At 70.1% G+C, this 25,501-nt stretch carries 24 protein-coding genes; 3 read left to right on the top strand and 21 right to left on the bottom strand.

Features of this window, described 5'->3' with window-relative positions; genetic code table 11:
- The 11 genes from atpD to prmC form a co-directional block, all read right to left on the bottom strand.
- A complete protein-coding gene (gene atpD / locus ASE56_RS08295) occupies positions 1–1,449 on the bottom strand; it encodes a F0F1 ATP synthase subunit beta (protein WP_056227133.1) in 1,449 nt (482 codons plus the stop codon).
- 22 nt (positions 1,450–1,471) lie between these two features.
- Positions 1,472–2,371 (bottom strand): F0F1 ATP synthase subunit gamma, encoded by a 900-nt coding sequence (locus ASE56_RS08290; protein ID WP_056227129.1) that lies wholly within the window; start codon positions 2,369–2,371, stop codon positions 1,472–1,474.
- Between the two features lie 24 nt (positions 2,372–2,395).
- Positions 2,396–4,027 (bottom strand): F0F1 ATP synthase subunit alpha, encoded by a 1,632-nt coding sequence (atpA, locus tag ASE56_RS08285; RefSeq protein WP_056227128.1) that lies wholly within the window; start codon positions 4,025–4,027, stop codon positions 2,396–2,398.
- A 62-nt stretch (positions 4,028–4,089) separates the two neighbouring features.
- On the bottom strand, positions 4,090–4,878 hold the full coding sequence (locus ASE56_RS08280) for a F0F1 ATP synthase subunit delta (protein WP_056227126.1): 789 nt from the start codon (positions 4,876–4,878) through the stop codon (positions 4,090–4,092).
- A complete protein-coding gene (locus ASE56_RS08275; RefSeq protein WP_056227124.1) occupies positions 4,878–5,438 on the bottom strand; it encodes a F0F1 ATP synthase subunit B in 561 nt (186 codons plus the stop codon). The genes ASE56_RS08280 and ASE56_RS08275 overlap by 1 nt, the downstream gene beginning before the upstream one ends.
- A gap of 34 nt (positions 5,439–5,472) precedes the next feature.
- Positions 5,473–5,706 (bottom strand): F0F1 ATP synthase subunit C, encoded by a 234-nt coding sequence (atpE, locus tag ASE56_RS08270; RefSeq protein WP_043360904.1) that lies wholly within the window; start codon positions 5,704–5,706, stop codon positions 5,473–5,475.
- 44 nt (positions 5,707–5,750) lie between these two features.
- Positions 5,751–6,452 carry a F0F1 ATP synthase subunit A gene (atpB, locus tag ASE56_RS08265; RefSeq protein ID WP_081349663.1) on the bottom strand — a complete coding sequence of 234 codons (702 nt, stop codon included), beginning with the start codon at positions 6,450–6,452 and terminating at the stop codon, positions 5,751–5,753.
- A 322-nt stretch (positions 6,453–6,774) separates the two neighbouring features.
- Positions 6,775–7,263 carry a hypothetical protein gene (locus tag ASE56_RS08260; protein WP_056227123.1) on the bottom strand — a complete coding sequence of 163 codons (489 nt, stop codon included), beginning with the start codon at positions 7,261–7,263 and terminating at the stop codon, positions 6,775–6,777.
- The gene (locus ASE56_RS08255) at positions 7,260–8,432 is read right to left on the bottom strand and encodes an MraY family glycosyltransferase (RefSeq protein ID WP_056227121.1); all 1,173 of its coding nucleotides are present in this window, start codon (positions 8,430–8,432) and stop codon (positions 7,260–7,262) included. Before ASE56_RS08255 ends, ASE56_RS08260 begins: the two co-directional genes overlap by 4 nt.
- Positions 8,429–9,166: an L-threonylcarbamoyladenylate synthase gene (locus tag ASE56_RS08250; protein WP_056227120.1), complete on the bottom strand. Its 738-nt coding sequence runs from the start codon at positions 9,164–9,166 to the stop codon at positions 8,429–8,431. The genes ASE56_RS08255 and ASE56_RS08250 overlap by 4 nt, the downstream gene beginning before the upstream one ends.
- A gap of 39 nt (positions 9,167–9,205) precedes the next feature.
- Entirely contained in the window at positions 9,206–10,099 is an 894-nt protein-coding gene (gene prmC / locus ASE56_RS08245; protein WP_056227117.1) for a peptide chain release factor N(5)-glutamine methyltransferase, read from the bottom strand.
- Positions 10,100–10,197: 98 nt separating this feature from the next.
- On the opposite strand from prmC, the gene cysK reads away from it, so the two are divergent.
- Genes cysK through ASE56_RS08230 form a run of 3 tightly spaced genes read left to right on the top strand, consistent with a single transcriptional unit; the run spans position 10,198 to position 13,157 of the window.
- Positions 10,198–11,136, top strand: coding sequence for a cysteine synthase A (cysK, locus tag ASE56_RS08240; protein WP_056227115.1), 939 nt, complete (start codon positions 10,198–10,200; stop codon positions 11,134–11,136).
- 1 nt (position 11,137) lies between these two features.
- A complete protein-coding gene (gene epsC / locus ASE56_RS08235) occupies positions 11,138–11,707 on the top strand; it encodes a serine O-acetyltransferase EpsC (protein ID WP_156371638.1) in 570 nt (189 codons plus the stop codon).
- Positions 11,708–11,756: 49 nt separating this feature from the next.
- On the top strand, positions 11,757–13,157 hold the full coding sequence (locus tag ASE56_RS08230; RefSeq protein ID WP_056227112.1) for an amidase: 1,401 nt from the start codon (positions 11,757–11,759) through the stop codon (positions 13,155–13,157).
- Between the two features lie 109 nt (positions 13,158–13,266).
- On the opposite strand, the gene ASE56_RS08225 is transcribed toward ASE56_RS08230, so the two are convergent.
- The 10 genes from ASE56_RS08225 to ASE56_RS08180 form a co-directional block, all read right to left on the bottom strand.
- Positions 13,267–13,860 (bottom strand): GrpB family protein, encoded by a 594-nt coding sequence (locus ASE56_RS08225; RefSeq protein WP_056228450.1) that lies wholly within the window; start codon positions 13,858–13,860, stop codon positions 13,267–13,269.
- 9 nt (positions 13,861–13,869) lie between these two features.
- The gene (gene prfA / locus ASE56_RS08220) at positions 13,870–14,946 is read right to left on the bottom strand and encodes a peptide chain release factor 1 (protein WP_056228447.1); all 1,077 of its coding nucleotides are present in this window, start codon (positions 14,944–14,946) and stop codon (positions 13,870–13,872) included.
- A gap of 18 nt (positions 14,947–14,964) precedes the next feature.
- On the bottom strand, positions 14,965–17,106 hold the full coding sequence (gene rho / locus ASE56_RS08215; protein WP_056227110.1) for a transcription termination factor Rho: 2,142 nt from the start codon (positions 17,104–17,106) through the stop codon (positions 14,965–14,967).
- A 153-nt stretch (positions 17,107–17,259) separates the two neighbouring features.
- A complete protein-coding gene (gene thrB / locus ASE56_RS08210) occupies positions 17,260–18,192 on the bottom strand; it encodes a homoserine kinase (RefSeq protein WP_056227109.1) in 933 nt (310 codons plus the stop codon).
- A complete protein-coding gene (gene thrC, locus ASE56_RS08205; protein WP_056227107.1) occupies positions 18,189–19,271 on the bottom strand; it encodes a threonine synthase in 1,083 nt (360 codons plus the stop codon). The genes thrB and thrC overlap by 4 nt, the downstream gene beginning before the upstream one ends.
- A 1-nt stretch (position 19,272) precedes the next feature.
- Entirely contained in the window at positions 19,273–20,628 is a 1,356-nt protein-coding gene (locus ASE56_RS08200; protein WP_056227104.1) for a homoserine dehydrogenase, read from the bottom strand.
- Positions 20,625–22,055 carry a diaminopimelate decarboxylase gene (gene lysA / locus ASE56_RS08195; RefSeq protein ID WP_082450354.1) on the bottom strand — a complete coding sequence of 477 codons (1,431 nt, stop codon included), beginning with the start codon at positions 22,053–22,055 and terminating at the stop codon, positions 20,625–20,627. The genes ASE56_RS08200 and lysA overlap by 4 nt, the downstream gene beginning before the upstream one ends.
- Before the next feature lie 154 nt (positions 22,056–22,209).
- Positions 22,210–22,980, bottom strand: coding sequence for a DUF2993 domain-containing protein (locus ASE56_RS08190; protein ID WP_056227100.1), 771 nt, complete (start codon positions 22,978–22,980; stop codon positions 22,210–22,212).
- 3 nt (positions 22,981–22,983) lie between these two features.
- On the bottom strand, positions 22,984–24,648 hold the full coding sequence (locus ASE56_RS08185; protein ID WP_056227098.1) for an arginine--tRNA ligase: 1,665 nt from the start codon (positions 24,646–24,648) through the stop codon (positions 22,984–22,986).
- Between the two features lie 38 nt (positions 24,649–24,686).
- Complete coding sequence (locus ASE56_RS08180) at positions 24,687–25,490, bottom strand: transglutaminase family protein (protein ID WP_056227096.1); 804 nt, start codon at positions 25,488–25,490, stop codon at positions 24,687–24,689.
- Between the last annotated feature and the right edge of the window lie 11 nt (positions 25,491–25,501).

The following is a 25,501-nucleotide window of genomic DNA, read 5'->3' as shown; positions in this document are numbered from 1 at the left end:
TCAGCCGTTCTCCTTCTGGATCTGCGCCCACTTGGCCTCGACGTCGGAGATGCCACCGACGTTGAAGAACGCCTGCTCGGCGACGTGGTCGAAGTCACCCTTGACGATCGCGTCGAACGACTCGATGGTCTCCTTGATCGGGACCGTGGAGCCCTCGACACCGGTGAACTTCTTGGCCATGTAGGTGTTCTGCGAGAGGAACTGCTGGATGCGGCGCGCACGCGACACGACGATCTTGTCTTCCTCGGAGAGCTCGTCGACACCGAGGATGGCGATGATCTCCTGCAGTTCCTTGTTCTTCTGAAGGATCTGCTTCACGTTGGTGGCGACGCGGTAGTGGTCGGCACCGATGTAGCGCGGGTCGAGGATGCGGCTCGTCGAGGTCAGCGGGTCGATGGCCGGGTACAGACCCTTCGACGCGATCTCACGCGAGAGCTCGGTGGTGGCGTCGAGGTGCGCGAACGTGGTCGCGGGAGCCGGGTCGGTGTAGTCGTCGGCGGGGACGTAGATCGCCTGCAGCGAGGTGATCGAGTGACCGCGAGTCGACGTGATGCGCTCCTGGAGCACACCCATCTCGTCGGCGAGGTTCGGCTGGTATCCCACGGCGGAGGGCATGCGGCCGAGCAGCGTCGAGACCTCGGAACCGGCCTGCGTGAAGCGGAAGATGTTGTCGATGAACAACAGCACGTCCTGCTTCTGCACGTCGCGGAAGTACTCCGCCATCGTCAGGGCCGAGAGGGCGACGCGCAGACGCGTTCCCGGCGGCTCGTCCATCTGGCCGAACACGAGGGCGGTCTTGTCGAAGACACCCGCCTCTTCCATCTCGGCGATGAGGTCGTTGCCCTCACGGGTGCGCTCACCGACACCGGCGAACACCGACACACCACCGTGGTCCTGCGCGACGCGCTGGATCATCTCCTGGATGAGGACGGTCTTGCCGACACCGGCGCCACCGAACAGACCGATCTTTCCACCCTGCACGTAGGGGGTCAGGAGGTCGATCGACTTGATGCCGGTCTCGAACATCTCGGTCTTCGACTCGAGCTGGTCGAAGCTGGGCGCCTTGCGGTGGATGCCCCAACGCTCGGTGACCTCGATGGTCTCGCCGGGGGCGCCGTTGAGCACCTCGCCGGTCACATCAAAGACCTTGCCCTTGGTGACGTCGCCGACAGGCACCGAGATGGGGCCGCCGGTGTCGCGCACTTCCTGGCCGCGGACCATGCCGTCGGTGGGCTTGAGCGAGATGGCGCGGACGAGGTCGTCACCGAGGTGCTGGGCGACCTCGAGCGTGATCTCGGTCGACTCGTCACCGATGGTGATCGTCGTCTTCAGAGCGTTGTAGATCTCGGGGATCGCGTCATGCGGGAACTCGATGTCGACGACCGGGCCGGTGACGCGCGCGACGCGTCCGACGACGGCCGCGTCGGTCTTCTCGGCGGTGAGGCTCATGGCTTCTTCTCTCCTTGGGAACTTACTTGCCGGATGCCAGGGCATCGGCGCCGCCGACGATCTCGGCGATCTGCTGCGTGATCTCCGCCTGACGCGCGTTGTTGCGCAGGCGGGTGTAGTCGGTGATGAGCTTGTCGGCGTTGTCGCTGGCCGACTTCATGGCCTTCTGCGTCGCGGCGTGCTTGGCGGCCGACGACTGGAGGAGGGCGTTGAAGATGCGGCTCTGGACGTAGACCGGCAGGAGCGCATCGAGCACGGTCTCTGCATCCGGCTCGAACTCGTAGAGCGGGTACACCTCGGCCTGGGCCGGAGCCTCGTCCGCCTCGAGGACCTCGAGGGGAAGAAGACGGACCGACTCGGGCGACTGCGTCATCATGCTGACGAAGCGGTTGTACACGAGGTGGATCTCGTCGACGCCGTCGTTCTCGCCACCGGCGCGGTAAGCCTTCAGGACGGCATCCGAGATCTCTTCCGCCGTCGAGAACTGCGGGGTGTCGGTGTCGCCGACCCACTGTGCGACGCTCGCCATGCGACGGAACTGGAAGTATCCGACGGCTTTGCGCCCGACGAGGTAGAACACGACCTCTTTGCCCTGCGAACGGAGCAGCTCGGCCAGCTCGAGCGCCTCACGGAGGATCTGCGAGTTGAACGCGCCGGCCAGGCCGCGGTCGGAGGTGAAGACGACCAGGGCCGAGCGACGGATGTTCTCACGCTCGGTGGTCAACGGGTGATCGACGGAGGAGTGAGTGGCCACCGCGGAGACGGCGCTCGTGACGGCCCGCGCGAAAGGGGATGCCGCGCGCACACGCGCCATCGCCTTCTGAATGCGTGAGGCCGCGATGAGCTCCATCGCCTTGGTGATCTTCTTGGTCGTCTGAGCAGAAGAGATCTTCTGCTTGTAGACCCGTAGCTGTGCGCCCATGATTTACGTCCGTGTCCTCGCTCCTCAGCGACGGCCTTTGACGATCCGCTCCTGGTTCACGTCTTCCGCCTCGGCGGCGTCGACCTTCTCGGCGCCGACGACGCCCTGGTCCTTGCCGGGCTGGAACTCCTTGGTGAAGGCGTCGATCTGCTTCTCGAGCTCGGCGAGGGTGTCGTCACCCAGGGCGTTGGTCTCGCGCAGCGTGTCGAGCACGGTCGAGTTGCGGCGGAGGTAGTCGAGCAGCTCGCGCTCGAAGCGGAGCACGTCCGAGACCTCGACGGTGTCCAGCTTGCCGTTCGTGCCGGCCCAGATCGAGACGACCTGCTCCTCGACGGGGTACGGCGAGTACTGCGGCTGCTTGAGCAGCTCGGTCAGACGCGCACCGCGTGCCAGTTGACGACGCGAGGCCGCGTCGAGGTCGCTCGCGAACATCGCGAAGGCCTCGAGCGAGCGGTACTGCGCCAGCTCGAGCTTCAGGGTTCCGGAGACCTTCTTGATCGACTTGACCTGAGCGTCACCGCCGACGCGCGACACCGAGATACCCACGTCAACCGCGGGACGCTGGTTGGCGTTGAACAGGTCGGACTGCAGGAAGATCTGGCCGTCGGTGATCGAGATCACGTTGGTCGGGATGTATGCCGAGACGTCGTTCGCCTTGGTCTCGATGATGGGAAGACCCGTCATCGAACCCGCGCCGAGCTCGTCGGACAGCTTCGCGCAACGCTCGAGCAGACGCGAGTGCAGGTAGAAGACGTCGCCGGGGTACGCCTCGCGGCCCGGCGGGCGGCGCAGGAGCAGCGAAACGGCACGGTAGGCCTCGGCCTGCTTCGACAGGTCGTCGAAGATGATGAGGACGTGCTTGCCGCCGTACATCCAGTGCTGGCCGATGGCCGAGCCGGTGTAGGGGGCGAGGTACTTGAAGCCGGCGGGGTCGGAGGCGGGGGCCGCGACGATGGTGGTGTACTCCATCGCGCCGGCCTCTTCGAGCGCGCCCTTCACCGAAGCGATGGTCGAGCCCTTCTGGCCGATCGCGACGTAGATGCAACGCACCTGCTTGTCGACGTCGCCGGACTCCCAGTTCGACTTCTGGTTGATGATCGTGTCGATCGCGATGGCCGTCTTACCGGTCTGGCGGTCGCCGATGATGAGCTGACGCTGGCCGCGGCCGACGGGGATCATGGCGTCGATGGCCTTGATGCCGGTCTGGAGGGGCTCGTGCACGCTCTTGCGCTGCATGACGCCGGGCGCCTGGAGCTCGAGGGCGCGGCGGCCCTCGGTCGCGATCTCGCCGAGACCGTCGATGGGGTTTCCCAGCGGGTCGACGACGCGACCCAGGTACCCATCGCCGACGCCGACCGAGAGGACCTCACCGGTGCGGGTGACGCTCTGGCCTTCTTCGATGCCGGAGAACTCGCCGAGCACGACGACACCGACCTCGTTCTCGTCGAGGTTCTGGGCGAGGCCGAGCGTACCGTCCGCGAAGCGGATGAGCTCGTTGGCCATGACGCCGGGAAGGCCCTCGACGTGAGCGATACCGTCGGCCGCGTCGACGACGGCGCCGACCTCGGTCGCCGCAGCGCCGGTGGGCTCGTAGGCGTTGACGAAGTCCTTCAGCGCGTCACGAATGACGTCGGGGCTGATAGAGAGATCTGCCATTGTCTTCCTTCGTTCGTGGGGCACTCGGCCCCCAGATCCACGCCCACTCGGGCGGAAAGTCTTCAGCCGGCGATGCGCTGGCGGAGGTCCGCGAGGCGTGCGGACACGCTCGCGTCGATCACGTCGTCGGCGACCTGCACGCGCAGCCCACCGACCACGGTCGGGTCGATCACGGTATTCAGCGTGACGGCCGAACCGTAACGTGCGCTGAGAGCGTTCTGGAGGCGGGACTGCTGGTCGGCGTTCAACGGCGTCGCCGCGAACACCGTCGCGACGATGCGCGCGCGCTGCTCGGCGACGATGCGCTCAGCGCGACGTAGGAGAGCACGGACGCGACGACCGCGGGCGTGCTCGACCAGCGACGAGACGATGAGTGCGGTCCCCGCGCTCGCCCGGCCGTCGAGGAGCTTCGAGACGAGAGCCCCCTTGGCCGACGCGCCGCCGAGGCGGCCGCCCAGCGCGAGCTCGAGTTCGCCGTTCGAGGCGACGGTGCGCGAGAACGAGAAGAGCTCGGCCTCGATGTCCGCGTCCTCGGCGACCGAGGTCGCGAGCACAGCGAGCTCTTCGAGTCCTTCGACGAACTCCGCGGAGTTCGACCAGCGCTGCTGCGCGGCGCTGGTCAGCAGCGCCACGGTCGCGGGCCGGTACGAGGCTCCGAAGACGCCGGACACCAGACCCGCACGAGCGGCGGGCGGCACCGACGAGTCGGACAGCGCGCCGCTCAGCTGCGCCGAGCCGCTCACGGCACCGACGGCCGCGAACAGTTCGCGCGCGACGTCGAGATCGACGCCCGAGGTGGAGGCCAGGGCCTCCGCGGTCGCGGTCCGCGCCTGAGTGGTCGCGCTGCCCATTACTTGGCCGCCTTCTCGGAAGCCTCGAGCTCGGCGAGGAAGCGGTCGACCACGGCGTTGGCGCGCGCGTCGTCCGTCAGGGTCTCACCGATGACGTTGCCCGCGAGGTCGACCGCGAGGGTACCGACCTCGGAACGCAGCTGCACGAGGGCCGTCTGACGCTCGGCCTCGATCTGAGCGTGCGCGGACGCGGTGATGCGAGCGGCCTCGGCCGACGCGGTCTCCTTGGCCTCCGCGACGATCTTGCGACCGTCCTGAGTGGCGTTCTCGCGGATCTCACCGGCTTCCTTGCGCGCCTCGGCGAGCTGGGCGGTGTACTCCTCGAGGGCGGCCTCGGCCTGTCGCTGAGCCTCGTCGGCCTTGGCGATGTTGCCCTCGATGGCAGCACTGCGCTCGTCGAGCAGCTTCGCCATGCGCGGCAGAGCGACGCGCCACACCACGAAGACGATGACAAGGAAGCACACGGCCGACCAGATGATGTCGTACCACGCCGGAATCAACGGGTTGTGTGCCGCCTCGCCCGCGGGCTCCGCGGCGAGAGTGACAAGAGCGTTCAGCATCCTGTCTCCTTACAGTGTGTCGAGAGCGGCCGGTTCAGGTGAAGATGAAGCCGGTCGCGATACCGATGAAGGCGAGCGCCTCGGTGAAGGCGATACCGATGAACATCAGCACCTGCAGGCGACCCGCGAGCTCGGGCTGACGAGCGACGCCCTCGATCGTCTTACCGACGACGATGCCCACGCCGATGGCGGGACCGATGGCGGCGAGACCGTAGCCGATCGTGGCGACGTTACCGGTGACCTGGGCGAGAACCGTAGTTGCGTCCACGGGTTTTTTCCTTTCGTTGGGTGGCTCGGCGTGCGCCGGGCCGCTCAGTGCTCTTCTGCGACCGCGAGCTGGATGTAGACCGCGGTGAGGATCGCGAAGACGTACGCCTGGAGGAAGGCGACGAAGATTTCGAACAGGGTGAAGGCGAAGCCGAAGGCGAGGGAGCCGGCGCCGAGCGCGGTCCACCATCCGCTGAGGTCCACCACGAAGAACTGCGTCGCGGCGAAGAACAGCACCAGCATGAGGTGGCCGACGACCATGTTCATCAGCAGTCGCAGCGTCAGGGTGACGGGGCGGATGATGAAGGTCGAGAGGAACTCGAGCGGGATGATCAGGATGTAGAGGAACCAGGGCAGCCCGGGAGGCATCAGCGAGTTGCGGAAGAAGCCGCCGGGGCTCTTCTTGATGCCCGCGTAGATGAAGGTGACGTAGGCCACGATCGCGAGGAGCATCGGAACCGCGATGACGCTGGTGCCGGCAATGTTCAGGAATGGGATGACACCCGTGATGTTCATGAACAGCACCATGAAGAAGATGGTGGTGAGGATCGGCAGGAAGCGCTTGCCGTCCTTGCGACCCAGGATGTCCTCGGCAATGTTCACGCGGACGAAGTCCAGGCCCATCTCGACGACGCTCTGGAAGCGACCGGGGACCACCGTCATGCGACGCGTGCCGACGACGAGGAGCGTGACCAGAACCACCGTCGCGAGCATCTGGATGAGGTTGATGCGCGTGATCGCGAACATCGTGCCCTCGAACAGCACCGCGTCGGGGAAGAACTCCGAGATGGAGGGCGGGTGGAATTCCGCACCCGCAGACGCGAAGTTCGTGATCAGGGTCGCAGCTTGAGTAGTCAGCGCTGGCTCCAGCTTCGGGGCATCGGTGTGAACCGTTGCGACGATGGTCGGTGATTGTTACCCGAAGTGCGAGCTTGGAGAAGAATTCCAATCGCGGGTGGGTACTCGTCCACCCTATCAAACTCCCGGCGGATCCATGAGTCCGCCCGGTGCGATCGTCTCGGCGCCGGACTAATGTGCCTCCGCCGACCGCACCATGGGATACGGCCGCTCAGGAGCGACGGTCGCCCGCCTCGGGGTCAGTGGGCAGGGTCACGTCGCTGACGCTGGGGATGCGCATGCGCAGGAGGACGACCACGTCGACCGCGAGCGAGGCGATGACGCTGACGACGAGCGCGACGTAGAACACCACGGGGTCGACCCAGCCCTGTCCGCGCAGCACGACGATCGCCACGATGAACAGGATGAGCTTGAGCAGCCAGCCGCCCAGCACGATGCCGAAGAAGATCGGGACGTAGAGCGGATCGCCGAACCACCGGTTCGCCACCAGGATGCTGATGGCCGTGACGGCGAGGAAGATCGCGCTGACCGCGACGCCGGACAGAGCGCTGCCGAGGCCGCCCCCTCCCCCGACGAGGAATCCGATGACGGCCCCGAGCACGAGGAGCACCGCCGTCACGATGCCGCCCCAGACCAGGGCGGTGCGCAGCACCGGGGTACTGGAGAGGGGACGACGAGGGGCGGGGGAAGCACTGCTCATGAGGGGGACTCCGGTCGGGTGGGTCGGGGGCGGCGGGACAGCCGCAGTCGGTGCTGGGAGGGCAGGAGGGTGAGAACGACGCACGCGATGACGCCGATGACACCGAAGACGATGCCGAAGGCGTAGTCGCCGGGCCAGCTCTGCTGGGTGCCGATGTACATCAGCAGGAACGCGAGGCTCACCACGGCCGTCCAGCTGTAGAAGATGAGGACTGCGTCACGGTCGGTGTGCCCCATGTCGAGCATGCGGTGGTGCAGGTGCTTGCGATCCGGCGAGAACGGCGACCTGCCCGCCCACTGCCGGCGGGCGACCGCGAGACCGAAATCGAGCAGGGGCAGCAGGACGATGACCACGGGCAGCAGGATCGGGATGAACGCACCGAGCAGCTGCGACCGGCCGATCTTCTCGGGATCGAGCACTGCCGGGTCGAGCTGACCGGTGATGGCGACGGCCGAACTGGCCATGAGCAGCCCGAGCATCAGGGCCCCCGCGTCTCCCATGAAGAGCTTCGCCGGAGTCCAGTTCATCGGGAGGAAGCCGAGGCACGCTCCTACGAGGACGGCCGCGATGAACGACGCGAGGTTGAAGTACGTGCTCGCTCCGGTGTCGCGCACGAGCAGGTAGGAGTACGCGAAGAAGACGCCGTTCGCGATCAGGCAGACGCCGGCGACGAGACCGTTGAGTCCGTCGATGAAGTTCACCGCGTTCATCACGACCACCAGGGCGAACACGGTCAGCAGGAAGCTCACCCAGCTGGAGCCGACCGTCAGGGCACCGATCGGCAGCGAGAGGATCTGCAGTTGGCCGAACCAGGCGATGATGCCCGCGGCGACGAACTGCGCCCCGAGCTTGATCATCCAGTCGAGGTCCCAGAGGTCGTCGGCGACGCCGACGAGCACGATGAGCAGGACCGCCCCCAGCAGGGACAGCACCGGCACGGGGTCGATCCAGAAGATCGCGAAGTAGGGGTTGCGGCTCGACAGGGCGAAGGCCGCCACGACGCCGAGGAACATCGCGACTCCGCCGAGGCGCGGCGTCGGCGTCTTGTGCACGTCGCGATCGCGGATGCCGGGGTACAGCTTGAACCGCAGCGCGAGCTTCCACACCACCCACGACAGCGCGAGCGTGACCGCCGCCGTGAACAGGATGGTGAGGAGGTATTGGGTCACGGACCCGGCGCCTCGGCGTCCGGGGTCGTTGCGGCGGGGGCGGCGAGCGGGTCGACGACCTCGTCCACGGGGTCGGGCTCGAGCAGGTCGCCCACGACGGCGCGCAGCCGGTCGCGCGAGATCGCGCCCTCGCGCAGCACCCGGATCTGCGGCTCCGCTCCCCCGACGAGCGTAGTCGCGTCGATGATGGTGGAGGCGATGCCGGTCTCGCTGACGCCGGCGTCGAGGTAGACCGCGACGCTGTCGGCGAGCATGTCGCGCGCGGAGTCGATGTCGACGGCGGCGGCGCGTCCGGTGAGGTTCGCGCTCGACACGGCCAGCGGGCCGGTCTCTTCGAGGAGTTCCAGCGTCATCTTCTGAGCGGGCATGCGCACGGCCACCGTGCCGTGGGTGTCTCCGAGGTCCCACGAGAGCGAGGGCTGCGCGGGCAGCACGATGGTGAGGCCGCCCGGCCAGAACTCGCGGACGAGGTCGTCGACGGCGGGCGGGATCTCGGCCACGAGGGCCCGCAGCGTCCCCACCCCCGGCACGAGCACGGGGGGCGGCTGCTGGCGGCCCCGGCCCTTCGCCTCGAGCAGGCCGGCGACGGCGCGCGCGTTGAACGCGTCCGCGGCGATTCCGTAGACGGTGTCAGTGGGGAGCACGACGAGTTCGCCTCGGCCGATCGATTGACGCGCGTGGCGCATTCCGGACAGCAGCTGCGACTCGTCACGGCAGTCGTAGACGGGTGACATAACGCGCGCCAGTCTAGTCGGGCGCCACCGCCCGCGTCGTCAGGGGCGCACGGCGGTCGTGGCGCGATCCCGGGTCGTGAGGTCCGGGTGGGTCGCCGCCGATCGCCAGCCGTCGGCGATGAGGATCTCGCGGATGGCCGCGCCCTGCCACTCCCCGTGCTCGATGACGATCGTCGCGCCGGGGTGGCCCAGCCGCAGGCCCACGCGACTGAGGCTGCGCACGGCATCCAGCCCGTCCGGTCCTCCGTAGAGCGCCGCGGGTGGGTCGTAGAGGCGCACCTCGGGATCGCGGGGTATCGCGTCGTCGGGAACATAGGGAGGATTGGATGCCACGACGGACACGGTTCCTCCGAGCTCGGGAAAGGCGTCGGCGAGGTCGACGAACGCGAGCGTGACGTTGTCCGCGCCGATCCGGGCGACGTTGTACTTCGTCCAGACGAACGCGTCGACCGAGTTCTCCGCGGCGAAGACGCGGGCGTGGGGCACCTCGGTCGCCAGCGCCAGCGCGATCGCTCCGCTGCCCGTGCCGAGGTCGACGGCGATCGGAGCCTCCGACGCGGCCGAACGCAGGGCATCGATGGCGAGCTGAGCCACCATCTCGGTCTCAGGACGGGGCACGAAGACCCCCGGTCCGACCGCGAGCTCCATCGATCGGAACGGGGCGAGACCCGTGAGGTGCTGCAGCGGCTCGCGGGCGGCGCGGCGATCCACGAGCGGCGCGAGGGCGCGGGCGGCGGGTTCCGGCATCCGGTCTCCGCGGATCGCGGCGGCCTGCACGCCCCCGCGGGACGATTCGAGGACGTGGGCCACCAGCAGTTCGGCGTCGACCTGGGGGTCGGGAACCCCCGCCGCGTTCAGTCGGTGAGCGGCCGCGCGCACGGTGTCGGCGACCGAAACGGCCGTGGGGGCGGGAGGCGGGACGGTTCCTGACATGACAGGAGCCCAGCCTAGTCGCGCAGCGTCACACAGCCGGTGGTGTCGGAGGGCTCGCCTAAAATGAACGCGTCCCGACCGACGGCGAAAGGCGAGCCATGCCCGGCATCCACTCCGACATCACCTCTGCATTCGGCGACACGCCGCTGGTGCGGCTGAACCGCGTCGCGGAGGGGGTCGGCGGCCAGATCCTCGCCAAGCTCGAGTTCTACAACCCCGCCTCGAGCGTCAAGGACCGCCTCGGCATCGCGATCATCGACGCGGCCGAGGCATCCGGCGAACTGAAGCCCGGCGGCACGATCGTCGAGTCGACCAGCGGCAACACCGGCATCGCCCTCGCGATGGTCGGCGCCGCGCGCGGGTACAAGGTCATCCTCACGATGCCCGCCTCGATGTCGAAGGAGCGCCGCATCCTGCTCAAGGCGTTCGGCGCCGAGCTCGTTCTCACCGACCCGACCAAGGGCATGTCGCACGCCGTCGACGAGGCCAAGCGCATCGTCGCAGAGACCCCCGGTGCGGTGTGGGCCCGCCAGTTCGAGAACGAGGCGAACCCCGCTATCCACCGCAAGACAACGGCCGAAGAGATCCTGCGCGACACCGAGGGCAAGGTCGACTACTTCGTGGCCGGCATCGGCACGGGCGGCACCATCACGGGTGTGGGCCAGGTGCTGAAGGAGCGCGTGCCCGGGGTCAAGGTCGTGGCGGTCGAGCCCGCCGACTCCCCCGTGCTCACCAAGGGCCACCCCGGCCCGCACAAGATCCAGGGCATCGGCCCCAACTTCGTGCCCGCGATCCTCGATCGCGACATCATCGACGAGGTGATCGACGTCGAGTTCGACGACGCCATCCGCCTCGCCCGCGAGACCGCGGCGAAGGACGGCATCCTCGTGGGAATGTCGTCGGGGGCGGCCATCTGGGCCGCCCTCGAGGTCGCGCGTCGCCCCGAGGCGGCGGGCAAGAACATCGTCGTCATCATCCCCTCGTACGGCGAGCGGTATCTCTCGACGGCGCTCTACGAGCACCTGCGCGAAGACTGACGTGGGGGTCCTCTCCCGCGTCCGCGAAGACATCTCCTCCGCCAAACTCCGCGATCCCGCGGCGCGCGGCGGCCTCGAGATCGCCCTGCTGTACCCCGGGCTTCACGCCGTGTGGTCGTACCGCATCGCGAACCGGCTCTGGCGACGGGGCCTGCGTTTTCCAGCGCGGGCCCTGTCGCAGGTGACCCGGTGGCTCACCGGGGTCGAGATCCACCCCGGCGCCACGATCGGTCGACGCTTCTTCATCGACCACGGCATGGGTGTCGTGGTCGGCGAGACGGCCGAGGTCGGCGACGACGTGATGCTGTACCACGGCGTCACCCTGGGCGGTCGTCAGCGCGAGGGCGGCAAACGCCACCCGACCCTGCACGACGGGGTGGCCGTGGGCGCGGGGGCCAAGATCCTCGGGCCGATCACGCTCGGTGCGCGGTCGGTCGTGGGGGCGAACGCCGTGGTCACCCGCGATGCACCGGCCGACAGCGTGCTCGTGGGCGTCCCGGCCACGGCGCGCACGCGCCGCAACGGCGAGGACACCCGCGCGCTGCTGACCACCCCGGAGTACTGGATCTGACCGCCGCGGCGGCTGTTTCCGTTCGGCCGGCCCGCCGTAGGCTCGGACAATGCCCCGACTGCACGATCTCTCGTTCGTGGCCCAGATCGACGGGCTCCGCAGCGGCGAGTACTCGCCCGCCGAGCTGACGAGCCACTACCTCGACCGCATCGACCGCCACCGCGGTCTCGGCGCCTTCTCCGAGGTGACCCGGGATGCCGCGCTCCGACGTGCGGCCGACCTCCCTCGACCGGCCGACGGGTCTCTGTGGGGCGTCGCCCTGGCCGACAAGGACCTCGTCGCCCGCGCCGGAGTGCCCACGCGCTACGGCTCACGCTCACGGGTGAACCACGTGCCCGCGGCATCCGATCCTCTCGCAACGGCCCTCGACGCCGCCGGAGCGATCAACGTCGGCAAGACCAGCACCTCGGAGTTCGGTCTCACCGGCTTCACCGAACCGCTGATCCACGACCCGGCGCGAGACCCGTGGCGGCCTGCGGCCGGCGCGGGGGGCTCGAGCGGTGGCGCGGCGGTGGCGGTCGCTGCCGGGCTCCTCCCCGCGGCCGTCGGTTCGGACGGGGGCGGCTCGATCCGCATCCCCTCGGCGACCGTGGGTGTCGTCGGTCTCAAACCCTCACGCGGGCGTCTGCCGATCGGCTCGGGCTTCGACTCCCCCGACGGGTTGTCGGTGACGGGACCGATCGCGCGCTCGGTCGAAGACGCGGGGCTGCTTCTCGACGCCCTCGTCGGTCTCGCCCCCTTCTCGTACGCGACGGCCGCCCCCGGCACCGGACCCTTCGTCGACGCTGCTCGCCGCGACCCCGGTCGACTGCGCCTCGGGATCACCACCGTCTCGCCGTGGGACGACGACGAGGACATCGTCCTCGACGCCGACGCTCGCGCCGCCTTCGACACCGCCGCCGCCTGGCTCGACGACGCCGGACACGCGGTGACGGATGCCGACTGGCATCCATCCGGTTATGCCGAGCTGTTCCACGTGCTCTGGCGGGCGAGTGCCGCGCGCATCCCGCTGAGCGACGCCGATGCCGAGCTCGTCGAGCCGCTCACCGCGTGGCTCGTGCAGGAGGGGCGTCGCCTGTCGGCGCTCGAGCTGCTCGGCGGACTCGCGGCCGCCCGGGCCTTCGAGCGCCGCACCATCGTCGATTTTTCGGCCTTTGATGCCGTGCTCACCCCCGCTCTCGCGCAGCCTCCGCAGCCGATCGGCTCGTACGCGGGGCACAGCCCCGAGCGCACGTTCGCGATGCAGGTCGAGTACGCGCCGTATTCCAGCTTCGTCAACGTCGCGGGCCTGCCTGCGCTCACGATCCCGGTGACGACGGATGCCGCGGGCCACCCCGTCTCGGTGCAGCTCGTCGGCCGCCCCGGGGGCGAGGCCGCGCTGCTGTCGCTCGCCGCTCAGCTCGAGGCGCGCCGGGGCCCGCTCCCCCACCCGCCCGCCTGGGACGCCTGACGCCCGTCGCTTCACAGCGCAGGAGATCCGCCCGCGCCGAAGCGCCGACGCCGCTCCACGGACGGGTCACGGCCGTGGATCCTGCGTTGTGGTCTCGGAAGGCCGGCCGTCAGGGCAACAGGCCCGCCGCGGTGAAGGCGCGGGTGTAGATCTCGCGGATCACGCCCTCTTTGCGGGCGTTGTACTCGCTCATCAGGCCGTCGGCCGCGACCTCGCGCTTGACCGCGGCGTACCGCTGTCGATCCGCCTCGTCGGCGCGCAGCCAGTCGCGGAAGAGGCGGTGCCGCGCGGCCTCGGGACTGTCGGGCGGCCACACGTGCAGGTTGGCGGCCGGCTCGGCCGAGACCAGGCAGCGGTGCCCGAGCCACCACGGCTCGCGCACGCGCAGCGCGAACCCGAGCGCCTCGAGCGCGGGGACGTAGGCGTCTTCGTCGTCGGTGTCGGCGACCGTCAGGTCGATGTCGATGACGGGTTTGGCGGCCAACCCCGGCACCGACGTCGAGCCGACGTGCTCGATCGCGAGCACACGGTCGCCCAGGGCGCCGTCGATCCGGGAGCGGAGCATCTCGAAGACACCGGGCCAGGCGGCATCCGGATCCACGATCTCGATCTGTCGCACCTGCTCGGCGGAGCCGACCCACGGTGAGAGTCCGGGCGGGGGCGGGGTGTCGTCGAACGACACGATCTGAGCGGCGGTGAGCACCACCCGAGCTTAGGAGTCGGCGAGGGCCGCGAGGCGCGCTTCTTCGTCGGCGGTGATCGCCGACTCGATGATCGGGCCGAGGGCGCCGTCCATCACCTGGTCGAGGTTGTACGCCTTGTACCCGGTGCGGTGATCGGCGATGCGGTTCTCGGGGAAGTTGTAGGTGCGGATGCGCTCGGAGCGGTCCATGCCGCGGATCTGCGACTTGCGCGCATCGGCGGCGACGGCGTCGCGCTCCTCCTGCTGCTTGGCGAGCAGGCGGGCGCGCAGCACGCGCATGCCGGCCTCGCGGTTCTGCAGCTGCGACTTCTCGTTCTGCATCGAGACGACGATCCCGGTGGGAACGTGCGTGATGCGCACCGCGGAGTCGGTCGTGTTGACGGACTGACCACCGGGGCCCGACGAGCGGAAGACGTCGATCTTCAAGTCGTTCGGGTCGATCGCGACCTCTTCGGGCTCGTCGACCTCGGGGAAGACGAGGACGCCGGTCGTGGAGGTGTGGATGCGCCCCTGCGACTCGGTGGCGGGCACGCGCTGCACGCGGTGCACTCCGCCCTCGTACTTCAGGTGCGCCCACACGCCCTGCGCGGGGTCGCTGGAGGAGCCCTTGATCGCGACCTGGACGTCCTTATAGCCGCCGAGGTCGGATTCGGTGCGTTCGAGCAGCTCGGTCTTCCAGCCCATGGATGCCGCGTACTGCAGGTACATGCGCAGCAGATCGGCCGCGAAGAGGGCGCTCTCGGCTCCCCCCTCGCCGCCCTTGATCTCCATGATCACGTCACGGGCGTCGTCGGGGTCGCGCGGGATGAGCAGGCGCCGCAGGCGCTCCTGCGTCTCGGCCACGCGATCCTCGAGGGCCGGGACCTCCTCGGCGAACGCGGAGTCCTCGCGGGCGAGTTCGCGCGCGGCATCCAGATCGTCGGATGCCGCGCGCCAGGCCTCGTAGGCGTGCACGATGCGACTGAGCTCGGCGTAGCGCCGGTTCACCCGTTTGGCGCGCGCGGCGTCAGCGTGGACCGCGGGGTCGTTCAGCTCGAGCTCGACCTCCCGGTGCTCGTCGAGCAGCCCGCGGACGGACTCGAAGATGCCGGAGTCGGACACGGCTCAGCGGATGCTGTTGTCGTCACCGCGCGCGGGCGCCGGGATCGACTTCTGCATCTGCACCAGGAACTCGACGTTGGACTGGGTCTCCTTGAGCTTTCCGAGCACGACCTCGAGGGCCTGCTGGGGCTCGAGGCCGGCCAGCGCACGACGCAGCTTCCAGGTGATCTTGACCTCGTCGTTCGACAGCAGCATCTCTTCGCGGCGGGTGCTCGACGCGTTGACGTCGACGGCCGGGAAGATGCGCTTGTCGGCGAGCTGACGGTTCAGGCGCAGCTCGCTGTTGCCGGTGCCCTTGAACTCCTCGAAGATCACGTCGTCCATCTTGGAGCCGGTCTCGACGAGGGCCGTCGCGAGGATCGTGAGCGATCCGCCGTTCTCGATATTGCGCGCGGCGCCGAAGAAGCGCTTCGGCGGGTACAGCGCCGAGGCGTCGACACCGCCCGAGAGCACGCGGCCCGAAGTGGGGGCGGCGAGGTTGTACGCGCGGCCGAGGCGCGTGATCGAGTCGAGCAGCACGACGACGTCGCGACCGAGCTCGACGAGACGCTTCGCGCGCTCGATGGCCAGCTCGGCGACGGTGGTGTGGTCTTCGGCCGGGCGGTCGAAGGTCGAGGCGATGACCTCGCCGCGCACGGTGCGCTGCATGTCGGTGACCTCTTCGGGACGCTCGTCGACGAGCACGACCATGAGGTGGACCTCGGGGTTGTTCGTCGCGATCGCGTTGGCGATCTGCTGCAGCACGATCGTCTTACCGGCCTTAGGGGGCGCGACAATCAGGCCGCGCTGACCCTTGCCGACCGGGGCGACCAGGTCGATGATGCGCTGCGTGAGCTTCTCAGGACCGGTCTCGAGACGCAGACGCTCCTGGGGGTACAGGGGCGTGAGGTTGTTGAACTCGACGCGCGTGGCGGCGTCGTCGACCGACAGACCGTTGATCGAGTCCACCTGCACGAGGGCGTTGTACTTCTGGCGGCCCTGCTGCTCGCCCTCGCGGGGCTGCTTGATGGCGCCGACGACGGCGTCGCCCTTGCGGAGGTTGTACTTCTTGACCTGACCGAGCGAGACGTAGACGTCGCTGGGACCGGGCAGGTAGCCGGTGGTGCGCACGAAGGCGTAGTTGTCGAGCACGTCGAGGACACCGGCGATGGGAACGAGCACGTCGTCCTCGCCGATCTCGGTCTCGAACTCGTCACCCGTGGTGCTCTGGCCGCGGCGCTTGTTGCGCTGACGGTTGCGGCTGTTCGCCGCCCCGCCCTGCTGCTGCTGGGCCTGCTGTCCGTTCTGGGCGTTGTCGCGCTGGGCGTTGTCGCGCTGGCCGCCCTGCGACGCGTTGTCGCGCTGGCCGCCCTGCTGCTGCGGGGCCTCGGCCTCTTCGGCGGCGGGCTGGGCCGGAGCCTCGGCCTTGTCGGCGTCGGTCTTGTTGCGGTTGCGGTTGCGCGAGCGGCTGCGGCCACGGCCGCGGGCCGGGGCCTCGTCGGCCTGCTCGGCGGCACCGTCGGCGGGCGCGGCGTCGGCCTGCTCGGCGTCGCCCTCGGCGGGCGCGGTGTCGGCGGCGGGCGCCTCGGCAGCGGACGCGTCAGCGGCGACCGCGGGGGTCTCGGTCTCGGCGTCGGCGGCCACGTCGGCGGCCGTCGTGACGGGGGTCGTCGCGGACTCGTCCGTCGCGGCCTCGGCGGCGGGCGCCTCGGCGGCGGCGGCGTCAGCGGCGGCCTTCTCTTCGGCGGCGGCGGCTTCGGCGGCGGCCGTCTCTTCGGCGGTCGCGCTCTTGGCACGGCGCGGGGCACGCTTGCGCGGGGCGCGTGCGGGCTTCTCGACCGGGGCCGCCTCTTCGGCGGCGGGCTCCGCGGCAGCGTCGGCGGCAGGCGCCTCCGGGGCGGAAGCCTCGGCAGCGGGTGCGTCGGCGGCGGGCGCGTCCGCGACCGCTTCGGCCGGGGCTTCCGCGGCGAGGGCATCGTCGGTGAACAGCGCCTCGGGCTGCGCGGCGGCGGCCGCCTCAGCGGGCTCCTCGGCCGCGGAGGCGTCGGCGCCCTCGGGGGTCTGTTCGGTGTCGGTGCCCTCCGCCGCAGCCGTGGGCTGCTCGTCGGCGGGGGTCTCGGCGCCCTCGGGCGCGTCGACGGGCTGGGTCTCGGAGATGGACTCCACGAGTGCTCCTCAGAAAATGAAACGTGATCAGATCGCGCTTCGCCGTGCAGAACGCAGACGAAGGACACCAGCGGTTCGGGAGACTGCAGCCGATACCGGGTTCGCGATGTGTTGCGGATTTCGCAGGTGGTGCAGAGGCTCAGATTCGCGAAGTTACGCGGAACCCTCTGCGTTTTTCACTGTACCACCCTTGACGTCGACGGCGAGCATGAGCGCCTGCCACGGGGTGTCGACCACGGATGCCATAAGATCCGCCGCCTCGAGTCGCTGCCCCGGCCCGTCGGCCAGCACCAGCACGCTGGGCCCGGCTCCCGACACGACCGCCGCGTACCCCTCCGCGCGGAGGGCCCGCACGAGCCGATCGGTCTCGGGCATGGCCTGCGCGCGATAGTTCTGGTGCAGCTTGTCTTCGGTCGCCGCCATCAACAGCTCGGGGCTCTGCGTCATCGCCGCGATCAGCAGGGCCGAACGCGAGACGTTGAACACCGCATCCTCGCGCGGCACCTGCAGGGGCTGCAGGCTCCGCGCCACCGCGGTCGACATGGTGAAGCTCGGGACGAAGACCAGCGGAGAGACGCCGCGGTGGACGATGAGCTGCTTGTGCTGGGGGCCGGCGGCATCCATCCACGCGATGGTGAGTCCGCCGAACAGGCCGGGCGCGACGTTGTCGGGGTGGCCCTCCATCTCGGTGGCCAACCGCAGCAGATCGACGTCGCTGAAGGCGACCTCTCCCTCGAGCAGCCCCTTCGCGGCCAGGATGCCGGCGACCACGGCGGCCCCGGACGACCCCATGCCGCGCCCGTGCGGGATCACGTTGTGCGCCGTCAGTCGCAGCCCCGGCAGGGAACGACCGACCGAGGCGTACGTGTGCGCCATCGCGCGCACCACGAGGTGCGAGGCGTCGCGGGGGACGTCCGCCGTCCCCTCCCCCTCGACCTGGATCTCGAGCCGGTCGCCGTCGAGCTGCTCGACGACGAGCTCGTCGTAGACGCTCAGCGCGAGGCCGAGGGTGTCGAAGCCGGGCCCGAGGTTCGCGCTGGTGGCGGGAACGCGGACGGCGACCCGACGACCGGGGCCTGAGCTCACGCGGTCACCGGCTGCAGGTCGAGCACGGAGGCGACCTCCGAGGTGGCGGCGTCGACGACCGTGGGCGACACGTCGGTGCCGTCGGCACGGCGCAGGGCCCACTGGGGGTCCTTGAGACCGTGGCCGGTGACGGTGAGGACGACCTTCGCGCCGGCGGGCACGACGCCCGCCTCGGAGCGCTCGAGCAGACCCGCGACGCTGATGGCCGAGGCGGGCTCGACGAAGATGCCCACTTCGCCGGCGAGGATCTTCTGCGCCTCGAGGATGCCGGCGTCGTCGATCGCGCCGAAGTAGCCGTCGGTGGCGTCACGGGCCTCGAGAGCCAGCTCCCACGACGCGGGGTTGCCGATGCGGATCGCGCTCGCGATGGTTTCGGGCTGCTTGACGACCTCACCGCGCACGAGGGGGGCGGAACCGGCGGCCTGGAAGCCGAACATGCGAGGCACGCGCGTGGCGACGCCGCGGGCGGCCTCTTCGCGGTAGCCGCGCGAGTAGGCGGTGTAGTTGCCGGCGTTGCCGACGGGGATGAAGTGGAAGTCGGGGGCGTCCCCCAGGACCTCGACGACCTCGTAGGCGGCGGTCTTCTGCCCCTCGATGCGGTCGGGGTTCACCGAGTTGACCAGGTGCACCGGGTAGTGGTCGGCGAGCTCGCGCGCGATCTCAAGGCAGTCGTCGAAGTTGCCGCGGATCTGGATGAGTCGGCCGTTGTGCGCCACGGCCTGGCTGAGCTTGCCCATCGCGATCTTGCCCTCGGGTACGAGGACCGCGGCGGTGATGCCCGCGTGGGCGGCGTACGCCGCGGCCGAGGCCGAGGTGTTGCCGGTCGAGGCGCAGATGACGGCCTTCGCGCCGTGCTCGACGGCGCGCGAGAGGGCCACGGTCATGCCGCGATCCTTGAAGGAGCCCGTCGGGTTCATGCCCTCGTACTTCACCCAGACGTCGGCGCCGGTGCGACGCGACAGCGCGGGTGCGGGCAGCAGCGGCGTGCCGCCCTCGCCCAGGGTGACGACGGTGGAGGCGTCGGTGACACCCAGACGGTCGGCGTATTCGCGGAGGACTCCGCCCCAGAGGTGTGCCATGTCAGTTCCCTTCCACACGCAGCACGGAGACCACGCGCTCGACGACGCCGCTCGCGGCGAGACGCTCGACGGTCTCGCTCAAATCCTGCTCGCGGGCCTTGTGTGTTCCGATGACCAGGCGGGCGGATCCCGCTCCGGTCGCTGAGCCTTCTGCGGATGCCGAGTCGTCGGCATCCGGAGTGTGCTCGATGACGGTCTGCTCGACGGTCGCGATCGACACGCGCCCCTCGCTGAGGATGCCCGCGACGGTGGCGAGGACACCCGGCTGGTCGTCGACCTCGAGCGTGATCTGGTAGCGCGTGATGACGTGACCGATCGGCACGGCGGGGAGGTTCGCGCGCGTCGACTCGCCGACGCCCACTCCCCCGGCGATGTGGCGGCGCGCGGCCGAGACGACGTCGCCGAGCACGGCTGACGCGGTCTGCACCCCGCCGGCGCCGGCGCCGTAGAACATCAGGTCGCCCGCGGCCTCGGCCTGGACGAAGACGGCGTTGTTCGCGCCGTGGACGCTCGCCAGCGGGTGGGTGCGCTCGACGAGGGCCGGGTACACGCGCACCGAGATCGACTCGGTGCCGCCGTCCTCGGCGGCGAGGCGCTCGCACACGGCGAGGAGCTTGATGACGTACCCCGCGTGCCGCGCCGACTCGATCATCGCGGCGTCGACCGACGTGATGCCCTCGCGGTGGACGGCATCGAGGGGAACCGTCGTGTGGAACGCGAGGCTCGCGAGGATCGCGGCCTTCTGCGCGGCGTCGTAGCCCTCGACGTCGGCGGTGGGGTCGGCCTCGGCGTAGCCGAGCGCCTGCGCCTGGGCGAGCACGTCGCCGAAGTCGGCGCCCTCGGTGTCCATGCGGTCGAGGATGTAGTTCGTCGTGCCGTTGACGATGCCCATGATGCGCACGACGCGGTCACCGGCGAGCGAGTCGCGCAGCGGCCGGATGATGGGGATCGCACCGGCGGCGGCGGCCTCGTAGTACACCTCGGCGCCCACCTGGTCGGCGGCCTCGAAGACCTCGGAGCCGTGCGTGGCCAGCAGCGCCTTGTTGGCGGTGACGACGTCGGCGCCCGAGGCGATCGCGTGCAGCACCTGCGTGCGTGCGGGTTCGATGCCGCCCATGAGCTCGATGACGATGTCGCTGCCGACGATCAGGGTGTCGGCGTCGGTGGTGAACAGCTCGCGCGGCAGGTCGACGTCGCGCTTGGCGTCGAGGTCGCGCACGGCGATGCCGGCGAGTTCGAGCTTCGCGCCCGCGCGGTCGGCGAGCTCGTCGCCGTGCTTGAGCAGCAGGTCGGCGACCTGCGAGCCGACGGCGCCGGCGCCGAGGAGCGCCACGCGGAGCGTGCGGTAGTCGGTCATTCGGTGTCTCCGTGGGGTGTAGCGGAAGGAGCGGATGCCGGGATCCCGGCGTCGCGCGCGAGGAGGTCGTCGATGCTCTCGCCGCGGACGATCACGCGGGCCTGTCCGTCGCGCACGGCGACGACCGGGGGGCGCGGCGTGTAGTTGTAGTTGCTCGCGAGCGAGAAGCAGTAGGCGCCGGTGGCGGGAACGGCCAGCAGGTCACCGGGGGTGACGTCGGCGGGGAGGTACTCGGCATCCACCACGATGTCTCCCGACTCGCAGTGCCGGCCGACGACGCGCGCCAGGGCCGGGGCCGCGGAGCTCGTGCGCGAGACCAGTCGCGCCGAGAAGTCGGCGCCGTAGAGGGCGGGCCGGGCGTTGTCGCTCATGCCGCCGTCGACGCTGACGTAGGTGCGGTCGAGGTCTTCGCCGGCGGTGACCGTCTTGACCGTGCCCACCTCGTAGAGGGTGACGCCGGCTTGGCCGACGATGACGCGACCGGGCTCGGTGGCGACGTCGGGCATCGGGATGCCACGGACCGCGCATTCGTCGGCGATGGCGTCGACGATGCCGTCGGCGATCTCTTCGATGGGCTTGGGGTCGTCGACCGCGGTGTACGAGATGCCGAAGCCGCCGCCGACGTTGAGCAGGGGGATCTCTCCCCCGGCGAGCAGGTCGGCGTGCAGGTCGACCAGGCGCGCCGCCGACTCGCGGAAGCCGGAGGAGTCGAAGATCTGCGAGCCGATGTGGGCGTGCAGACCGACGAAGCGCAGGCTCGACAGCTCGCGGATGCGGGCCACGGCCTCGGCCGCCCCCTCGAGCGAGAAACCGAACTTCTGGTCTTCGTGGGCGGTGGCGAGGAACGCGTGGGTCTCGGCGTGCACGCCCGTGCGCACGCGCACGAGCACCGACTGCACGGCGCCGCGGCGCTCGGCGATGGCGGCGAGACGCTCGATCTCGATGGGGCTGTCGACGACGACCGAGCCGATGCCCACCTCGACGGCGCGCTCGAGCTCGGACACGTTCTTGTTGTTGCCGTGGAAGCCCAGGCGTGCCGGGTCGGCGCCCGCGGCGAGCGCGACCTCGAGCTCACCGCGCGTGCAGACGTCGACGGCGAGTCCCTCGTCGACGACCCAGCGCACGACCTCGGTCGAGAGGAACGCCTTGCCGGCGTAGTACACGCGGGCTCGGATGCCGTGGCGCGCGGCCGCGGCGTCGAAGGCGGCGCGCGCACGGCGGGCGTGGTCGCGCACCTCGTTCTCGTCGAGCACGTACAGGGGGGTGCCGAAGCGGTCGCGCAGGTCGAAGACCGACACGCCGCCGACCTCGACGGAGCCGTCGGCGACACGATGCGCGGACGAGGGCCAGACCGAGGCGACGAGCTCGTTCGCTTCGGCCGGGGCGGTGAGCCAGGCGGGCACGAGCGCGGAGTGCGAGGCGGACACAGGGGGACCAATCGGGTTTTGCGGCGACGCGACGGCCGCGGATCACGGCTCCCACCCGCGCGGAGAGTCACGCGGGCAGTCCTTGCAGTCTAGGGCACGTCGTATGCCGCCCCTTTCCCACGTCGCTCGGGGCGGACGAGCCACCTCGCGTCGATCAGCCGCAGGTGCCGTCGCTCTGCAGCGCCGGATCGTTCAGGATGCCACCGGCCACATCGAACGTCGCGACGAGGTCCTGTCCCTGCACGGTGGCCGAGGTGAGGGTCAGCCCCTTCGGCAGCCGGTCGGCGATGCACAGGCTCCGCTCCGTGAGGAGGGAATCGGCGATGCCGCCGAACTGGCCGCGCAGCGTGTCGGCGTCGATCGCGTTGCCGCCCACATGGAACGACGACGGGGTCAACGTCAGGTCGCCCGCCGCGGCGCCCGGGGTCACACCGACGCCCACGGGGATCGCGATGCCGAAGAGCGAGAGCGAGGTGTCGAGCTTGACGTCGGGGGCGGAGACGGTGATCGTGCTCGCCGGGAAGTCGGGGACCTCGGCCAGCAGGGCCTTCAGCTGGTCCTGGTCGAGGCGGACCGACGCGACGCCGCCGTCGGCCGCCGCGCCGCCCGAAACGGGCACTCCACGCAGATCGACGCGGATGTCACCGGTGATGGGCCCGAGGGTCACATCGTTCGACGAGACGGCGACCTCGTCGAGGCGTCCGCCGATGAGCTGCGGCAGCACGAGACCCGCCACCGACACGTCGACGTTCTGATCGTCGGGGAGACCGACGTTCTTCACGACCAGCGAACGGACCGTGCTCGTCACCACGGAGCGCGCGATGAACTCGGCGGCGACGGCGGCCACGGCAAGCAGCACCGCGGCCACCACCAGCACCGCGATCCAGCGGCCCGTCCGGCGACGGGGAGCCGTGGCATCCGTCATGCTCTACATCCGCTCCGGCGCGCTGACGCCGAGCAGGTCGAGGCCGTTGCGCAGCACCTGGCCGGTGGCGTCGTTCAGCCACAGGCGCGTGCGGTGCACGGGCTCGACCGGGGCATCACCGAGCGGGATGACGCGGCAGTTGTCGTACCAGCGGTGGTAGAGACCAGCGAGCTCTTCGAGGTAGCGCGCGACGCGGTGCGGTTCGCGCACCTCGGCGGCGTACGCGACGATGCGGGGGTACTCCTGCAGCGCGCCCAGCAGGGCCGATTCGGTCTCGTGGTCGAGGAGCTCGGGGGCGAACGCGGAGCGGTCGACGCCCGAGTCGGCCGCGTTGCGGGCCACGTTGTGCGTGCGCGCGTGGGCGTACTGCACGTAGAAGACGGGGTTGTCGTTCGTGCGCTTCTGCAGGATCTCGGGATCGAGCGTCAACGGCGAATCGGCCGGGTAGCGGGCGAGCGAGTACCGCAGGGCATCGGTGCCGAGCCAGGCCTGCAGGTCGTCGAGCTCGACGATGTTGCCCGCCCGCTTCGACAGGCGCGCGCCGTTGATCGACACGAGCTGCCCGATGAGCACCTCGATGTCCTTATCGGGGTCGTCTCCCGCCGCACCCGCGAGGGCCTTGAGGCGGTGGACGTAGCCGTGGTGGTCGGCGCCGAGCAGGTAGATCTTGTGCGCGAATCCGCGGTCGCCCTTGTTCAGGTAGTACGCGGCATCGGCGGCGAAGTAGGTGTACTCGCCGTTCGAGCGCCGGATGACGCGGTTCTTGTCGTCGCCGAAGTCGGTCGTGCGCACCCACACGGCGTCGTCCTCATCGAAGACGTGGCCCTGCTCGCGCAGGCGGTCGACGGCCTCGTCGACGAGGCTCGGCTGGCCCTCGATCCGCGCGTGCAGGTCGCGCTCCGAGAACCAGACGTCGAAGTGCACGTTGAAGCGCGCGAGCGAGGCCTGGATCTCGCCGAGCTGGAACCCGTAGGCCAGTTCGGTGGCGACGGAGATCTGCTCGGCGCGAGCGAGGTCGAGGATGTCGGTGCGCGCGGCGTGCACCCGCTCCGCGAGAGCCGCGATGTACGCCCCGCCGTATCCGTCCTCGGGAGTCGGCTCGCCCGCGATCGCCGCGACGACGGAGCGACCGAAGCGCTCCATCTGGGCGCCGGCGTCGTTGATGTAGAACTCGCGCACGAGGGTCGCGCCGCTGGCCAGCAGCACGCGCGCGATCGCGTCACCCAGGGCCGCCCAGCGGGTGTGGCCGATGTGCAGCGGACCGGTGGGATTGGCACTGACGAACTCGAGGTTGATCGTGTTCCCGCGCTGGGTGTCGTTGGTGCCGAACGCGGCCCCCTGCTCGACGATCGTGCGGGCCAGAGCGCCGGCGGCCGCAGCATCGAGGCGGATGTTGATGAAGCCGGGACCGGCGACCTCGACGCTCGCGATGCCCTCGACGGCCTCGAGGCCCGCGGCGATCTCGGCGGCGAAGTCGCGCGGGTTCACCCCGACGATCTTCGACAGCTTCAGGGCGGCGTTGGACGCCCAATCGCCGTGGTCGCGGTTCTTGGGCCGCTCGAGCGGCAGGTCGGCGGCCGTGATCCCGGCGGACGAACCCTCTCGTCGCGCCTCGGCGAGCGGGGCGATGACGGCGAGCAGGGCGGCGGAGAGGGCTGCGGGATCCATAACCCTTCAAGTCTAGGCGCGGCGCCGGGGCGCCCGCGTCAGGCGATCTGGACCAGCGCCTCGTGGTCGTCGGGCTCCGTCGCGTCGACGCCCTCGAGGGTGGCATCCACCCGCATCCGCTCGAGACCCACGTACCCGCCGTGGTAGCTGAGGAACGCGCAGTCGGCGGCGTCGCGTCCCGTGGCGATGCGCACCAGCGATCGGCGATCGGCGAGACGCGTCGCATCCACGACATACCAGGCCCCGTCGAGGTAGGCCTCGGCGACGGCGTGGAAATCCATCGGATCGAGCCCGGGGGCGAAGCAGGCGGCGTAGCGGGCGGGCATGTCCATCGCCCGCAGCAGGGCGATCACGAGGTGCGCGTAGTCGCGGCACACGCCCTGACCCGTGGCGAGGGTCGTCACGGCGCTGTCGGTGCCGAAACTGAGCCCCGGCGTATAGGTGACCGTGGATGCCACGAAGCCCGAGACCGCGGCCAGGAGGTCGCGCCCCGCCAGGCCACGGAACTGCCGGCGCGCTTGGGCGAACACCTCGTCGGACTGGCAGTAGCGGCTCGGACGCAAGTATCCGATGGTGTCGAGGTCGCTCGTGCGAGGGCTCTGCGCGGGACCGACGACGAGCGCGTCGTACCGCACCGAGAGGGGACCTTCCTCGGCGGTGAGGCGGTGCAGACGGCTGCCGGCCTCGTCCACGAGTTCGGTCGCCGAGTACCGCCGCTCACCCTGCGCGAACGTGAGCTTCTCGCCGACGACGGGCACTCCGCGCGCGGCCGTGATCTGGAAGATGAGGTCGACGGAGGCCCCGAGATCGAGGTCGAGTTCAGCGGTCACGCGGCGCGGCACCGGGCAATCCT

Source organism: Microbacterium sp. Leaf203 (assembly GCF_001421275.1).
GTDB classification, from domain to species: Bacteria; Actinomycetota; Actinomycetes; order Actinomycetales; family Microbacteriaceae; genus Microbacterium; species Microbacterium testaceum_A.
This window is presented reverse-complemented; position numbering and strand designations above follow the sequence as displayed.

Excerpts from the sequence above, each read along its gene's own strand:
- atpD (WP_056227133.1), bottom strand. The coding sequence starts at position 1,449 with ATGAGCCTCACCGCCGAGAAGACCGACGCGGCCGTCGTCGGACGCGTC.
- ASE56_RS08290 (WP_056227129.1), bottom strand. The coding sequence starts at position 2,371 with ATGGGCGCACAGCTACGGGTCTACAAGCAGAAGATCTCTTCTGCTCAG.
- atpA (WP_056227128.1), bottom strand. The coding sequence starts at position 4,027 with ATGGCAGATCTCTCTATCAGCCCCGACGTCATTCGTGACGCGCTGAAG.
- ASE56_RS08280 (WP_056227126.1), bottom strand. The coding sequence starts at position 4,878 with ATGGGCAGCGCGACCACTCAGGCGCGGACCGCGACCGCGGAGGCCCTG.
- ASE56_RS08275 (WP_056227124.1), bottom strand. The coding sequence starts at position 5,438 with ATGCTGAACGCTCTTGTCACTCTCGCCGCGGAGCCCGCGGGCGAGGCG.
- atpB (WP_081349663.1), bottom strand. The coding sequence starts at position 6,452 with ATGTTCGCGATCACGCGCATCAACCTCATCCAGATGCTCGCGACGGTG.
- ASE56_RS08260 (WP_056227123.1), bottom strand. The coding sequence starts at position 7,263 with ATGAGCAGTGCTTCCCCCGCCCCTCGTCGTCCCCTCTCCAGTACCCCG.
- ASE56_RS08250 (WP_056227120.1), bottom strand. The coding sequence starts at position 9,166 with ATGTCACCCGTCTACGACTGCCGTGACGAGTCGCAGCTGCTGTCCGGA.
- prmC (WP_056227117.1), bottom strand. The coding sequence starts at position 10,099 with ATGTCAGGAACCGTCCCGCCTCCCGCCCCCACGGCCGTTTCGGTCGCC.
- cysK (WP_056227115.1), top strand. The coding sequence starts at position 10,198 with ATGCCCGGCATCCACTCCGACATCACCTCTGCATTCGGCGACACGCCG.
- ASE56_RS08230 (WP_056227112.1), top strand. The coding sequence starts at position 11,757 with ATGCCCCGACTGCACGATCTCTCGTTCGTGGCCCAGATCGACGGGCTC.
- thrC (WP_056227107.1), bottom strand. The coding sequence starts at position 19,271 with ATGGCACACCTCTGGGGCGGAGTCCTCCGCGAATACGCCGACCGTCTG.
- ASE56_RS08200 (WP_056227104.1), bottom strand. The coding sequence starts at position 20,628 with ATGACCGACTACCGCACGCTCCGCGTGGCGCTCCTCGGCGCCGGCGCC.
- ASE56_RS08190 (WP_056227100.1), bottom strand. The coding sequence starts at position 22,980 with ATGACGGATGCCACGGCTCCCCGTCGCCGGACGGGCCGCTGGATCGCG.
- ASE56_RS08185 (WP_056227098.1), bottom strand. The coding sequence starts at position 24,648 with ATGGATCCCGCAGCCCTCTCCGCCGCCCTGCTCGCCGTCATCGCCCCG.